The sequence below is a fragment of the Endozoicomonas acroporae genome (assembly GCF_002864045.1).
GTDB lineage: Bacteria > Pseudomonadota > Gammaproteobacteria > Pseudomonadales > Endozoicomonadaceae > Endozoicomonas > Endozoicomonas acroporae.
Window position 1 is genome coordinate 1 of sequence record NZ_PJPV01000167.1, and the last position, 15,035, is coordinate 15,035.

Consider the following 15,035-nt stretch of genomic DNA (forward strand, 5'->3'; position numbering starts at 1 on the left):
TCAGGAGAGGCGACAACTATGCTGACACAGGGGGTTTTTTGAGCTTCTTACAATATGATAAGGCTTCCTATTTGAAAGAAAATCTTTAGCCCCATAAACAAATAGAATCTCAAATATGAGAAAGAAAACAAAATTTTGCGTATTGAATAACAAAAACAGAAAAATACACCCTGGTTAAAAAATGGTATTTCTTTATATAAGAAGGAAAGAGAAAAGGGAGTATAAGTAGAACTCCAAAAATACCCACTTGGAAGATAAACATGGTCAGCCCATCAGAACCCGTTGGTCTAGACGAAGAATGGTAGTTATCATAGCCCAATAATTTTTCACCAAAAGGGATTGCTACTTCAATCTGATTTCCATAACCATATCCAAACCATAAATTATCCATCAAAAGTTCAAAGCTAATTAAAACATCACTTATTAGAGAACTAGCCGAATGAAATCCATCTCCATTGAATTTATCATCTATTTCTGGAACAAGAATAAATACAGAGGCAAACACAAATAACAACAGCAGAATATTTATTTGAAGCAAGCTAGCTTTTTGAAAAATAAGATAAAAGGACAAAATGAAAAACAAGAAAACCCCGGCTGTTGACTGGTTACTGAAGACAACAACCAAAAAAAGAAAATATTTCGACTTGCTAACCTCCTTATTAATTATTGAAAAGAAAAAAACCTAACATGACAAAGATTTGGAAAGCACCGGGTTCCCACCATAAACCACTATTCCTGTATATTTTATACTCAATAAAGTTTTCAGAAACTCCAAAAAATATAAAATTTCTTAATTATCTCCCATCAGTTGCAACAAAATCTGGAAGTGGAGAATCCATGTCAAAAAAAATAATTGGAAATGTTAAAAGAGAAACAACACCAACAACCAACACAAGATCAGTAAATATTTTTGCAAACTTTTCAAAGCTCAAATAAGAAACAAGAAACATTGCTATCCACAACCTCATTATCAATGATAAAAATGAGGGCATTCTAATTTCATCATTAATTAAGACAACAAAAATAAAAATTAAAAAAACAACAACAACCGTACATTTATCTTGTTACTAATTATTATCAGAGCGAAAGAACAAATAAAAAATGGTATTAGAATAGTATTATTAAAAAAAATTCGAAATACAGTGATTTTGAAAGCAATATAGCCAAAAAAACAAGAACCGCATCAAATAAACTAGCTCGCGAAGTAAAGGGAAAAAGCTTCAACATGATATTTATTAAAGGTTGTTATAACAATTAATTTGATCAACATCTTTATCATGAATGTAAGTTGACAAGTCAGCTGAGCGAAGGAGTTTTTTTCCAGTAGTAATTGAATAAATCAGGGACTTCAAACTATCAACATCAGGATCAACAATATAACCATTAATACCATGTTCAATAAGGTCAACAGCTCCACAGTGGCTAGAAATAATAACTGGAACATTGAAATGTAATGCTTCTTCAACCACTAACCCCCAAGTCTCACTGATACTTGGAAGGATTAGAAAATCATAATCTATAAACAAATCACTAATCTTATCATTAGTAACATGGTCTTGTAGCCCAATGTTATCTTGACATATTGATAGCAACTCACTTTTAAGTGGGCCTTTACCAACAATCATAAGATTACACTCAGGAAACTGGCTAATAACTTCAATCAAGCTAAAAAGATTTTTTTCTGGCGACAACCTACCAAGAAAGAGAAATCTCTTCGAAGAGCGTTCAGTAGGGGTAAAGACAGAATTAGCTATATTTTTATTAATTAGCCCAACCCCTTTAGTTATTCTTACTTCACCGCTAAATCCCAATTTTTTTGCAAGTTCACGATGCATACTGCCTGAAGCAAGAATTGTTGATATTCTTGACAAAAAGAATTTTTTAATAACTCCTTTTATTCCTAAAATGGTACTTTCATATACAGTTGACTCCAGTGCCAAAATGTTATTTTTTTTCCTACTAATAAAAACGGCAAACCAAAACTCAAACAAATCCCAACCACTTACGATTACCTTGTTATATTTTATTTGACTTAAAACTTTTATAAGATTTAATAAGCTTTTAATTTTAGGTCTTGATTCAAAACTACCAGAACTCAAAAAGTGATGATCAAAGGTGAATTCAGAGCTCACAAAATCCTTAGTTCTCTGCAATGATCCATCTGACACAAAAATTACAAAAATCCGATTATTCTCAGAAATTTTATTATACAAATTAACTTTGTAGAAGGCTGGAAGATGAGTAATAATCAGCAAATCATACATATTTTAAGATTCCAGAATCACCAAACCTAGACCTAACAAAAACTAGCAAGCCAATAAATAACAAACTAAAGAAAAAAGTATAGAACCATTGCCCATAAAAATACTTCGTCACAATAAGGTAAGCGACATTATTACAATAGGGGTGAAAAATAAAAATCAACAAAAAATATTTTGAAATTTTTTTCAAGAATTTAAAATCAAAATAGCCCGACAATAGTTTTGAACCTGATACCAGAAAGGCAATTATACCCAAAGCCCAAATCACATTTAACGATTGGTTTTCATAATAATTTCTTGCCATATCTAAACTAGGAATTCTCCTAGAAAGAGAAAAAATAGCAACAAGGAACAATAAACTTGCTAACAAAACCAAATTACAAAAATCAATACTATGTTCTAGTCTGGAAAACAAGCAACCTAGAGAAAGCCAAAACAATGCATTGCAAGCAATATTCAATGAGAATGGTGAAATAAAGTAAAAGCTTGAAAAAAACAAAAGTATTGATAAAACCAAAGCAGACAATGAATTATTCTTAGTAATTAATAAATTAAAATACAAGAATAACTTTGCAAAAAATAAAGCGCTTAAAAACCACAAGATAAAACCGTAATTATCTGAAAGACCATCAATATTCATCTTGTAAAAAATACCAATAAGCGACTGAAATATATCAACTGAATCCCGCCCTAAGATCTTTCTTTTAACAACTTAAGCAAAAAGACCAACAACAGAAAAAAAGAAATAAGGCACCATTAGCCTATTAAAGTCATTTTTTATAAACTTAATCACATCACCAAAAGAAGATGGATTCCGCACAAAAAAACCAGAAATAAAGAAAAATAAGGGCATATGCCATGAATAAATAAATTGTGAAGCTGGGCTATTGATGTGGCCGAGTATGACAAAAAGCAAACCAAAAAACTTAAGCAAGTCAATCCATACTACTCTATTTTCACTTGGCATGTAAAAAACCTAAAGCTTTCTTGATTCCATATTTTAATAAAATCCAATTATTAATAATTTGCAAAACTAATGGATTTGCAATCTTATTTTTGACCTTTATCTTATTATATTCTTTTAAAACCTCTAATTCTCTATTATTTCCAATACCATCAGATCTCCACTTTGCGACTACAACGTCTTTCAGAATCACCCTGGGAAAGCTTTTATAGGCACGAAGCAAGTGCTCGTAATCCATACAAAAAGTGTTTTCTACATCAAATCGCCCATATTTTTCAAACAATGATCTATGAGTGAATAATCCTTGATGTGGCATTGACATTCTAAATAGCAAACTTGTCTTTTTAAATTTACTCATTCTTTGAGAAAGATAAATTATGCATCCTCTTTCATCTATTCTTTTTATTCTTGCAGAAACAAGCATATCCTTTTGGCAATCTACTCCATTCATAACTTCAGCAATAGAGTCATTGCTACAAAAACCATCACCATCACCTTGAAAATTTATATAATCACCTGTTGACTGCAGAATTCCTTTGTTAAAGGCATCAGATATACCTTTATCCTTTTCACTGATCCAGTATTTAATTTTCTTTTCATATTTTTTTATTATTTCAACCGTCCCATCAGTCGATCCACCATCAATTATAATGTATTCAATATTTCTATATGTTTGATTGATAACACTAAGAATGGTTTCTTCAATGTGAGATTCACCATTAAATACTGCTGTGATAACTGAAACAGTAGGTCTAACAACATTGATCACTGCAAAACAAACCTGTAATTTGAAAAAACTGAGTTTCTATCAAAAGAATTCTGAATTAAAATCATAGCTTTCAGCAAAAACTTGTGGAAAATAATTATTCAACTATGAGTATGAATAAACAAACACTCATCTAACAATTGCTAAAAAAATTAATAATGCTCTTATCCACTTCATTTCTCATTGGAATATAATCTTTTTTTTGCTCACAATCCTTTATTTTTTTAGTCAAAATAGCTGCTGCTTTTTTTTTATCTAATGGCAATCTTATTAAATTAAAATCATTGGCTACTTCCTTTTCATAACCAAATTCTGTTTCAACTGTTGCAACATGATGCCCATAGGCAATTGATTTCAATAATGCACCTTCTATAGGTGCAGACCATAAACTAGGGTTGATAGTGATTCTTGCTTGAAGGACAGCATCCTTTAAACCTGTTTCCCAGGAGCATTGTTGATAAATAATATTTTTTGCACAAATTATGCGACCGATAACTTTTTCACAATCTACCTGACTTAGCGGAATGAAAAAAGTGTGTTTAGGTAATAACTCAGCCAACTCAACAAAATATTCAACGCCTTTAGCTAAATGGCCAGCACCATGGAAGACAAAATCATAAATAGGTGGTAATCTTTTTTTGTGAAAGGTTTTACTATCTACTTCTCCAGTGTCGAGCCCAACTATATCACATACAATGTTACTACCGAAAACTTTAATTAATAATTCTTTTTGAAGTTGATTCTGGGCAAGAAAATGTACCTTACTTGAAAACCTACGCAAGCTATTTTGAAAATCAATGTAATCTGACCTAGAGCAATTTACAATAAATGGATAGCACTGTTCATATGCATTTATTGGGTTATTAATACATCGAAGACACTCCATTTTCATTTTAGGATCATAGTTATATGACATCATACAAAAAAAACTATTGTCCATAACATAAAAATAGGTTTTTTTGTTTCTGCTAATTAATTCGATAAACCTACTAAATCCTAGTGTCTGAGGATGTATACAAAAAACTTCTACTCCACTTATTCTGCTTACTCTAAAGTTAAAAACAAGATCACCCAAAAATCGCTGAATTATTTCTGTTAGAACTTTAAAGTATTCTCTATTTCTGATGTAATTTTTGATGCTCTTTTGCTGGTAGCCGGTAACAAGCTCAATACCATTTCGCTCAGCATCTTTTGCTAATTTTTTCATTAACCGAGCAACTCCACCTGCTTCTGATGGAGCTATCCTACATACAAGGTATTTTTTCAAATCAAACACAGCTCCGCACTGTAAAATTTTTGATTAAAAAGTGTGAGTAGAGTGGTAGAACTAACGCTGATAAAGATAGAGAAATTAAACTACCTAAAAGTACTCCTTCCACTCCAAATTTTCTCCCTAAACATATTGAAATAGGCAAATTTATCGTTGCTTGAATAACTGCCAAATACATCTGCACCTTTATTTTTGAAATTCCATTTAAAAAATAGGCATAGATATCACACCATAATCTAACAATAATGAAGACACACACAATTAATACGAGACTTTCTTGAACCATGACTCGACCTCCCATCCATATATCAATAATCGTGTGTGATAGTAGATAGATCAATAGAGATATCATGGATAGCACAACAAATATTACATGTGTTTTCTTTAAAGTGCTTTTAATAAAATAAATATCCTGTCTCGCAAACGCTCTAGTATATGCGGACCACAAAGGGTTCAAGAAAAGATTATTAAAAACCAAAACTAAACTAAATAGCTTAATGGTAATCTCGTAGGGAACAACTGCTGCGGGAGAAACAACCTGAGCAATAATAATTTTGTCTGTTGTAAAAATCACCAAAACAGCAATTTGAATAATAAAAAATTGTCCACCAAGGTTTATAATTTCAGAAATCCGGTCTCTATCAAAATACTTTATGCTTGGTATTAAATTTGGAAACTTCGAATAGAAGGAAATAGTAAGTAATAAGCTTGATAAAACCAGTGACGATCCATATGCTATGGCCAAATAGGTTAAGCTCGGATCGAAAAATACATTAGCGATATATACAGTTATTAACGAAAACAAATTACTAAAAAACGATCTCAAAACTGTTTTTTCAGTTTTTTTTGTCGCATGAAATAATTGATCAATGATCGATAATACAAAATTTACTAAAAACAAACCAAATATAGTCAAAAAAGAATTTTGTATCTCTCTGGCTGATATTTTTTCCGTATTGAATATTACATTCCAGTCTATGAATTGTCCTGCAATAATAACCAATATATAAATAAGCAAAGATATAATTGCGATAGATACATAAGCCGAGCTGATACTCTTAATTGCCTCATTATACCTATTATGCTCTAAATATTCACTAAGCTTATTACGAACCCCATTACCAATGCCGCAGTCAAAGAACAACGCCCAAGATACGACGCTATACATAGTAAGCCAAATGCCATAACGTTCATCACCAAGATACTTTAACATTAACGGCATCAGTAAAAATGATGCTAAAACCATCAGCATCTTAAAAATTAATGACCCAGCTAACTGTTTAACGTATTCATTTCGAAATAAACTATGATTTCTCAACAATTGTATATGCATCTATGGTACAAATCTTTGATTATTAAATATAAGCTGTCTCATTGGAGTTCTTTCAGAATAAAATCAACAACATTATTCTTTTCTACCCAATCAGGTATTTTCTTATAGGATTGCCAAAGTGTCATCACTTCTCTATCACGATAGTTAAAGCCACCAAAATTCACATGCAATGGGATGTCAGAGTTATATTCTTTAATAATAGTTTTAATCAAAGCTCTTAATTTATATGTATCCGCTGAGCAAATACCATATTCTCTTGAGCTTCCTTTTTTAATCCCAACTAATTCCTTGATTGCTAGTTTATAGGCACTAACCACATCATCGATATGCACCAATGAAATTTCTTGTTCTCCAGGAGAAATATCTATATGCCCTCCTTCTTTTATTTTCTTAATAAGAAAACCTATCAATTTACCTCTACCATCATTTGGACCATAAGTATCAAAAAGCTTCAAGGTAATGCATGCAATAGAATTTACCTCAAGGTAATATCTCACAATATCATCAAAGGCTTGTTTAGTTGCCGCATAGAGGTTAACAGGGTTGTAGCTTTCGTCATTATAATGCTGCCATGCAGTCCCTGTATTTATAAATTTATACACTCCATGTTGAACCATAGACTCTAAAAGCATTGATGGAAATTTGATATTACTGTCAATTAATCTTTCTACATCCTCTTCTCTGTGGCTGGACAAAAACAAAGATGCGCAATGTATCACAAGATTGATGCCATCTTGAGTCAATGCTTTTGATATTGAACTATAACATCCATCATATATGTGAATAGAAAATTTTTGTATTCCTGTAGAAAATTCTGATAAATCAGAACTTGGTCGCACCAACAAACTAATTTTATGGCCACTTTCAAATAATGCTTTTGCTAGATTTGAACCAATATATCCTGTAGCGCCTGTAATTAAAATATTCATTAAAAGGGACTCTTATAGGAATTCATTGGCAAAAAGCTTTCATCTCGAGCTGACAGCAGTGGACTATCAATCATCCAGTCAATGCCACAACTATTCCATAAAATACCATCATCATTAACCGGATCATAACAAGTTGATGTTTTATAAATCATGATTGCAGAGCTAGTCAACGTATAAAATCCGTGCGCTATTCCTGGAGGAAGGTACAAAATACGACGATATGTTGAGTCCAATTTTAATTTTTGATGTTTTTGGTATGTAGGTGAACCCTTTCGGATATCAACAAATGCATCTAGCACTTCACCTTCCATGCAATAAATCAATTTAGCATGTGCTGATGGTGGCTTTTGAAAATGCATTCCTCTAAGGACATTCCGATTCGATAATGAAAAATATTCTTCTTCAAAATTACTACATAAGCCATGTTCAAGAAAAATATCTTTATTTAAAGTCTTAACAAAACAACCACGATCATCATTAATGATCCGTGGTGTAATCAAATAGCAGCCTTCAATACTAAGCTCTTCAATTTTCATTAGGCATTCTCAAAAAAGGCTCTAAAAATAGAGCCTATTTAATCATTAAAAATTCAGCCCAAAAAACTCTTCCAGCTTGCCAATCACGTAATCCAAATGCTCTTCAGTAAGCCCCGGGTATACGCCAAGCCAGAATGTGTTATTCATAATACGGTCAGTATTAGTCAGCTCACCCACAACCCGGTAGTTGACGTTCTGAAAATACGGTTGACGAATCAGGTTACCGGCAAACAGCAGTCGTGTACCAATTTTATGCTCATCGAGAAACTTGAGCAGATCAACCCGCTTAACCCCCGCTGTCTCTTTAATGGTAATTGGAAATCCAAACCAGGAAGGCTCTGAATTCGGGGTTGCTTCTGGCAACTCCAGAAACTCTTCGCAGGCCTTTAAGCCGTCCTTTAAATACGCAAAATTATCTTTACGCTTTTGTACTAACCACTCAACCCGATCCATCTGCGCCAGGCCGCAGGCGGCTTGCATATCAGTAATCTTCAGGTTATAGCCCATGTGGGAGTATGTGTATTTGTGGTCGTAGCCAAAGGGCAAAGTACCGAGCTGTTGTTCAAAGCGTTTGCCACATGTGTTGTCACAGCCTGGCTGGCAATAACAGTCACGCCCCCAATCCCGAAAAGACTCTACAATTCGGATAAGTTCTCGGGATTTGGTGAACACCGCACCACCCTCACCCATGGTAATGTGGTGCGCTGGGTAGAAGCTTACCGTCGCCAAATCACCAAACGTACCCACCTTCTGGCCATTATATGTACTGCCCAGGGCATCACAGCAATCTTCAATAAGCCAAAGGTTATACTGGTCAGCAATGCGACGTACTTCAGACAAGTCAAAGGGGTTGCCCAAAGTATGGGCAATCATGATCGCCCGGGTTTTTTCTGATACCGCAGCCTCAATTAATGCCGGGTCGATGTTGTATGTTGGAATATCAACGTCAACAAACACAGGTACCAGGCCGTTTTGTACAGTCGGGTTCACTGTGGTCGGGAAGCCTGCCGCTACAGTAACTACTTCATCACCTGGCTTGAGCGCCCGTTCACCCAATTTCGGTGAGGTCAGTGCTGTCATTGCCAGCAGATTGGCTGAAGAGCCCGATGTGGTAGTCAGTAAGTGCGGCACGCCGATGTAGCCTGCCAGTCGCTTTTCAAACTCAGCATTAAATCGGCCCGTGGTTAACCAGCCATCAAGGGAGGCCTCCACCATTGCCTTGATTTCTGGCGCACCAATCACTTTGCCAGAGGGTGGTATGACTGTCTCGCCCGGAACAAACGGTTTGTCCGCAAAAGCATCATCGGCATATTGGCCCACAAGGGCTACGATATCGTTACGCAGTGTTTCCTGAGTCATTGTTTATCCTAGCTTGTTAACTGATCAAGCTTTCATATAGTCATTAATTTCATTTATGGTGTATTGGCGCATGTCATCGTGGTTCAACCATGCTTTATGCCACTTAACTATGCGCTTAAGGGTTTTATCCAAATCCCAGCGAGGTTCCCAATTCAGACGTTGCCTTGCTTTGGAGCAGTCCAGCTTGAGATAGCCAGCTTCATGAGGGTGATCCGCACCATCCAATTGCCAACAGGCATCCTCACCCCACAGCTTGACCAGTTTGTCAGCGATGTAATCAACCGGCCTGGCATCACAATCGTTTGGCCCAAAGTTCCAACCTTCTGCATAGGAAGGCCCATGGTGGAATAATTTTTCCGCAATAAGCAAATATCCTGACAGTGGCTCTAACACATGCTGCCAAGGACGAATAGCGTGTGGATTGCGAACGACAACGGGGGTATTTTTTTCGAATGCACGAAGTATATCAGGAATCAGACGATCAACTGCCCAATCTCCGCCACCAATCACGTTTCCGGCTCTGCAAGACGCAAGAGCAACTCCGTGCTCAGCATACCTGGCATTATTAAAGTAGGAGTTTCGATAAGCTGAAGCGACGAGCTCTGCACATCCCTTACTATTAGAATAAGGGTCGTAACCTCCCATCGGCTCGTCTTCCCGATAACCCCAAACCCATTCCTTGTTGTCGTAGCATTTATCGCTGGTGACGTTAACCACGGCTCGTACGCTTTTACTTTTGCGCACCGCCTCCAACAGGTGAACCGTGCCCATTACGTTGGTTGAGTAAGTCTCAACAGGCTCAGCGTATGAGAGTCGTACTAATGGTTGTGCAGCCATGTGAATGACGATCTCCGGCTGAAACCGGATCATGCTGCTTGCCAACGCCTCACTATCACGGATGTCACTGATTTGTGACTGCATACCGGTAGCAACGTGAGCCTGTTCAAACAACGAAACGTCAGTGGGAGAATCGAGTGCATAACCTTGCACGATAGCACCGAGTTGTTCCAGCCATAAGCAAAGCCAGCTGCCTTTAAAACCGGTATGACCTGTCACAAAGACCCGTTTACCCTGCCAGAACGGAGGACTAATATCGGCTTTCATCGTCCTTTACTCCCAACGTTTCCACGGAGCTTTGCCACTTTGCCACAACTCTTCCAGCAAATGCTTGTCGCGCAGGGTATCCATAGGTTGCCAAAAACCTTCATGGCGAAATGCCATGAGCTGGTCTTGTTCAGCCAAGGCCATCAGCGGCTCCTGTTCCCAAATGGTGGCGTCACTTTCAATCAAATCGATCACTGCCGGGGATAGCACAAAGAAGCCACCATTTATCATGGCACCGTCGCCTTTAGGTTTCTCCTTAAAGCTTTTTACTGCATCGCCCTGAATATCCAGTGCACCAAAACGCCCCGGAGGATACGTCGCCGTTAATGTAGCCAGCTTACCGTGTTGCTGGTGAAAGGCAATTGACGCCAGAATGTCAATATCACCGACACCATCACCATAGGTAAAACAAAAGGCATCATCGTGCTCTATGTACTGTCTGACCCTTTTTAAACGACCACCGGTCATAGACTCATCGCCAGTATCAACCAAAGTTACCGTCCAGGGTTCGGCACGTTTGTGATGTACTTCCATCTGGTTGTTGTGCATACAGAAAGTAACATCAGACATATGCAGGAAGTAGTTGGCAAAATACTCTTTGATGACGTAACCCTTATAGCCACAGCAAATGATAAAATCGTTGATGCCATGGCTAGAGTACATTTTCATAATGTGCCACAGAATAGGGCGACCACCAATTTCCACCATGGGCTTTGGTCGTAAGGCAGTTTCCTCACTTAAACGAGTTCCCAATCCACCGGCCAGAATGACAGCTTTCATACGTTGCTATTCCCTGTTTTAGTGTGCTGACTCCACAAAAGCATCAGCAAAGAAACGATCTTCCGGTAAGCCACTCGCGGTAAAATCTTGTTGTGCGGCTTCTATCATCAGTGGTGTGCCGCAAGCGTATACATCGTATTGAGACAAGTCTGCGTGATCTTCCATCACGGCTTGATGCACTAGGCCTGTCCGCCCTGTCCAATGCGAATCATCTCCCGAGACAACAGGAATATAATGGATATGACTGTGTTCTTTTGACCAAAGCTCAGGCAACTGCGAGTAAAAGCTCTGCTGTGTATGACCGCCCCAATAAATATGGGCAGCCCTGTTATCCTCCTCAGCAAGCATTTGTTCTACCATCGCTTTCACTGGGGCAAATCCGGTGCCGCCAGCGAGGAAAATAATTGGCCGATCACTCTTACGAACAAAAAAGGTGCCCAGCGGCCCGTCTATTCTCATCAGGGTGTTTTCTGATAAAGATGGGAAGATTTTTTCACTTATTTCCCCTCCTATAACCCTGCGAATATGCAGCTCAATACCATCCTGAGCGTTATTGTTGGCAATGGAATAGCTGCGAATTACGCCGCCATAATTCAAATCAACGTATTGTCCTGGCAGATATTCAAAAGTGATGTTGGGTGGTAGTCGGAAGTGAATGACCGCCACATCTTCCTTGGGGTAATAGACAGAGGACACTTTTGCCGGGACGATTTTACGTGATAGGCGAGCAAGTTCAGGTAAATAATCCGCTTCCAGTGTGCAGTCAGTGAGAGCACGGCTACAGCAAGTCAAGACAATGCCCTGGACTTTTTCATCGGAAGATAGCGAAATATTTCCTCCCTCTGAAGTAACCTCACCACTGATCACTTTGGCTTTGCAAACGCCACACACGCCGGATTTACAGCTGTAATTTAATGTCACACCTGCTTGTAGCGCGCTATCCAGAAGTGTTTCTTCATTTGATGTGGGAAAGGATAAATTTGAAGGAATAATCTTAACAGTCGCCACTATTCTAAAGCCTGACCATATGAAGTTTGATGTATTGCAGGGAGCAGCCACAATGAGTAGTGGTTGTGCTCAGCGGGGGTGCGGATATTTCAAACCAGCACAATGTGGTTGTTATGCTACCGCAATTCTCAAATTGTGACTGATTTACTGGCCACTTGCCAAATTTCATCCCGTCTCTGGGTCATGGTGTTTCACTCGACTCAGCTCATCCATTCCAACTTGTCGTGGATCGTAAATTATTGAAAGGCTTTCCATCAAATTTAAAGCATTCATTTCGTTGACACATCCGGCGAAATTTATATGACAATAGTCATATAAATTTCGCCTATACGTAGTATCCACTGTAACGCTCAACACCAGCAAATTCACGCTTCTTCATGAGTTTTCCCTGATACCCAAGCCTGAATATTTTCTGAGACAGTGTTTGGTTCAGCAATGGGCAGTGGTGAGCGGCATTCACTCTGCCGTGATACTTTTGAAGGGAAAATATTTTCTGCTAACCGACCCATTGCTGACTTAAGCCCTCCCGTACGTATCCTCAAACCGGACAATATCATCCTCACCCAGATACCCACCGCTCTGTACCTCAATCAGTTCAAGGTTAAATTTGCCAGGGTTTTCCAGCCGATGCATCACACCTATGGGAATATAGGTGGACTGGTTTTCGGTCAGCAAAATCTCCTGATCACCATTGGTGATCAGTGCCGTACCCTTCACCACAATCCAGTGCTCTGCACGATGGTAATGAATCTGCAAGGAGAGCTTTGCTCCTGGCTTAACGGTAATCCGCTTAACCTGAAATCGTTCGCCCATATCGATGGAGTCATAAGCACCCCAGGGACGATAGACTTTGCGGTGCAGTTTTACCTCGGTGCGGTTTTGTGCCTTCAGCCGGTCAACAATTTTTTTTACATCCTGCACCCGATCTTTATGAGCCACCAGAATGGCATCATCGCTTTCGGTGATGACCAGATCATCAACACCCACCGTGGCAATTAGTTTCTTCTCACTGCGTACGTAAGTATTACGGGTATCCTGCAACAGAACGTCACCCTGGACCGAGTTACCGGACTCATCCTTTTCACAGATATCTGCCAATGAGGTCCAAGAACCCACATCGGACCAGCCGGCATCGAGAGGCACCACCACCGCATCGGTGGTTTTTTCCATCACCGCATAATCGATAGATTCATCCGGGCAGGCGGTAAACGCTGCTTCATCCAGACGAACGAAATCAAGATCGGCATTCTCTACGGCAATGGCCTTTTCACAGGCTTCCAGAATATCAGGCCGGAATTTGTTCAACTCTTCCAGATACCGTGAGGCCTTAAACAGAAACACACCAGAGTTCCAATAATAGTCCCCTGAAACAAGATAACCCTGAGCCGTTCCTAAATCAGGCTTCTCTACAAAATCCTGTACAAATAAAAAAGAAGTCTTTTCTTTGTGCTCTTCATGCCCTTTGTGGTTCAAAGCTTTTATGTAGCCGTACCCGGTTTCAGGATGAGTGGGCACAATCCCAAAAGTGACCAGCTTGCCATCACGAGCTGCTGGTAATGCCGCTTGAACAGCCTGATGAAAAGCAGCAACATCCTTCATCACATGATCTGCTGCCAGCACCAACAAAAAAGGTTCTTCTCCGTGCTCTGTGCGACTGCCAGGTATGATGGAAGTGCCTGTGTTGTCGGGCACATTCAACAGCCCTTTGTGGTTCAAAGCTTTTAAAGCCGCCAGTGCAACCGCTGGTGCAGTATTTCTGCCAATCGGCTCGAGAATTATGGCCAAAGCTTGCCGCCCCATCTGCCGGAACTGTTCCGCCACCAGGAAGCGGTGCTCTTCATTGGCAATCACCAGCGGAGCGGTAACCGAATTCAGGCCATCCAAACGGGATACAGTGTTTTGCAACATAGTTTGCTCATTGAGCAGCGGCAGGAACTGCTTAGGTATAAGAAGCGGGACTGAGGCCAAAGACGACTGCCAGAGCCGCCGGACATTATCACGGGTATTAAGTTCATGGTTGTTAGTTTTGAGTTGTGGGGTAAGGGTTGGAATTTTGTTCCAGGTAAAAATCATGAAAACCCGCACCCTTTGAGAACTTCAGACACAGGGAATGTTAACGTGCGTCATCAATGACAGATAGCCTATTCATTAAATCAAATGCATTCATCTCAAGAACATCCAAATCTTTTTTGTATAAGACACTGGATGTATATTTTGCTCTATAAGGGAATATCCTTATAGCCATTGAGCCCACTGACTTCGGGGGCTTTCATGATTTTTCCCTACCACCATCAACCCTGCTCTTTAACAAAAATGGTACCATTAATGGCTACTCTAGCCTGCTGCAGGCGTCGATTAGCAACCTCAATATCTTTTACAGAGGTCTGCCCCGCCTGAATAACCACAAACCGGTTGCGCACCGGCTGCCAACCACTACCCCATCAGTCACATTAAGAATCGACGGAACACTGATCAATACGTCGTCATAATGACTGGATCCCCAGTCCAGAAGTTTTTGAAACTTGGTGCTCATTAACTGTTCAGATGGATTATCTGGATAGCTATTACCGGAAATCAAGTCAAGGTTTTCACTGACCGTGATCACTGAGTGGTCGTTATTGATCAGTTTTCCGCCAGCAATTCCCGATGAATCCTGGAGCTCCACCGCCACATAGCATACAGAGGAGGCAATAAAAACTCACCCGCACAATTTATCGACTAAAAT

15 protein-coding genes and 1 pseudogene are annotated in these 15,035 nt (G+C 39.0%); 1 reads left to right on the forward strand and 15 read right to left on the reverse strand.

Annotated features, from left to right (window positions below; all coding sequences use genetic code 11):
- Nucleotides 1–109: 109 nt before the first annotated feature.
- Nucleotides 110–583, reverse strand: a complete 474-nt coding sequence (locus CX664_RS22075) for a hypothetical protein (protein ID WP_101748815.1) — start codon at nt 581–583, stop codon at nt 110–112.
- Between the two features lie 104 nt (nt 584–687).
- Between CX664_RS22075 and CX664_RS25910 the strand changes: the two genes are divergently transcribed.
- The gene (locus CX664_RS25910; protein ID WP_146000219.1) at nt 688–936 is read left to right on the forward strand and encodes a hypothetical protein; all 249 of its coding nucleotides are present in this window, start codon (nt 688–690) and stop codon (nt 934–936) included.
- 299 nt (nt 937–1,235) lie between these two features.
- Here CX664_RS25910 and CX664_RS22080 read toward each other — a convergent pair whose 3' ends face one another.
- The 14 genes and pseudogenes from CX664_RS22080 to CX664_RS22145 all read right to left on the reverse strand — a co-directional run bounded on the left by CX664_RS22080 (nt 1,236) and on the right by CX664_RS22145 (nt 14,975).
- Nucleotides 1,236–2,264: a glycosyltransferase family 4 protein gene (locus CX664_RS22080; RefSeq protein WP_101748816.1), complete on the reverse strand. Its 1,029-nt coding sequence runs from the start codon at nt 2,262–2,264 to the stop codon at nt 1,236–1,238.
- Entirely contained in the window at nt 2,257–2,901 is a 645-nt protein-coding gene (locus CX664_RS22085) for a hypothetical protein (protein WP_101748817.1), read from the reverse strand. The genes CX664_RS22080 and CX664_RS22085 overlap by 8 nt, the downstream gene beginning before the upstream one ends.
- 72 nt (nt 2,902–2,973) lie before the next feature.
- Nucleotides 2,974–3,228, reverse strand: coding sequence for an acyltransferase family protein (locus CX664_RS22090; protein WP_101748818.1), 255 nt, complete (start codon nt 3,226–3,228; stop codon nt 2,974–2,976).
- Complete coding sequence (locus CX664_RS22095) at nt 3,218–3,994, reverse strand: glycosyltransferase family 2 protein (RefSeq protein ID WP_219622264.1); 777 nt, start codon at nt 3,992–3,994, stop codon at nt 3,218–3,220. The genes CX664_RS22090 and CX664_RS22095 overlap by 11 nt, the downstream gene beginning before the upstream one ends.
- Nucleotides 3,995–4,124: 130 nt before the next feature.
- Entirely contained in the window at nt 4,125–5,258 is a 1,134-nt protein-coding gene (locus tag CX664_RS22100; protein WP_146000220.1) for a glycosyltransferase, read from the reverse strand.
- 1 nt (nt 5,259) lies between these two features.
- Complete coding sequence (locus CX664_RS22105; protein WP_101748820.1) at nt 5,260–6,594, reverse strand: oligosaccharide flippase family protein; 1,335 nt, start codon at nt 6,592–6,594, stop codon at nt 5,260–5,262.
- A 38-nt stretch (nt 6,595–6,632) separates the two neighbouring features.
- Nucleotides 6,633–7,523: an NAD-dependent epimerase/dehydratase family protein gene (locus CX664_RS22110; protein ID WP_101748821.1), complete on the reverse strand. Its 891-nt coding sequence runs from the start codon at nt 7,521–7,523 to the stop codon at nt 6,633–6,635.
- Complete coding sequence (locus CX664_RS22115) at nt 7,523–8,059, reverse strand: dTDP-4-dehydrorhamnose 3,5-epimerase family protein (protein ID WP_101748822.1); 537 nt, start codon at nt 8,057–8,059, stop codon at nt 7,523–7,525. The genes CX664_RS22110 and CX664_RS22115 overlap by 1 nt, the downstream gene beginning before the upstream one ends.
- Before the next feature lie 45 nt (nt 8,060–8,104).
- Complete coding sequence (rfbH, locus tag CX664_RS22120; RefSeq protein ID WP_101748823.1) at nt 8,105–9,418, reverse strand: lipopolysaccharide biosynthesis protein RfbH; 1,314 nt, start codon at nt 9,416–9,418, stop codon at nt 8,105–8,107.
- A gap of 24 nt (nt 9,419–9,442) precedes the next feature.
- Nucleotides 9,443–10,522, reverse strand: coding sequence for a CDP-glucose 4,6-dehydratase (gene rfbG / locus CX664_RS22125; protein ID WP_101748824.1), 1,080 nt, complete (start codon nt 10,520–10,522; stop codon nt 9,443–9,445).
- Between the two features lie 6 nt (nt 10,523–10,528).
- Nucleotides 10,529–11,302, reverse strand: a complete 774-nt coding sequence (gene rfbF / locus CX664_RS22130; protein ID WP_101748825.1) for a glucose-1-phosphate cytidylyltransferase — start codon at nt 11,300–11,302, stop codon at nt 10,529–10,531.
- Between the two features lie 18 nt (nt 11,303–11,320).
- Complete coding sequence (locus CX664_RS22135) at nt 11,321–12,310, reverse strand: 2Fe-2S iron-sulfur cluster-binding protein (RefSeq protein ID WP_219622265.1); 990 nt, start codon at nt 12,308–12,310, stop codon at nt 11,321–11,323.
- A gap of 516 nt (nt 12,311–12,826) precedes the next feature.
- A pseudogene (locus tag CX664_RS22140) lies at nt 12,827–14,325 on the reverse strand (mannose-1-phosphate guanylyltransferase/mannose-6-phosphate isomerase).
- A 359-nt stretch (nt 14,326–14,684) separates the two neighbouring features.
- Nucleotides 14,685–14,975, reverse strand: coding sequence for a hypothetical protein (locus tag CX664_RS22145; RefSeq protein WP_146000221.1), 291 nt, complete (start codon nt 14,973–14,975; stop codon nt 14,685–14,687).
- Nucleotides 14,976–15,035 lie beyond the last annotated feature (60 nt).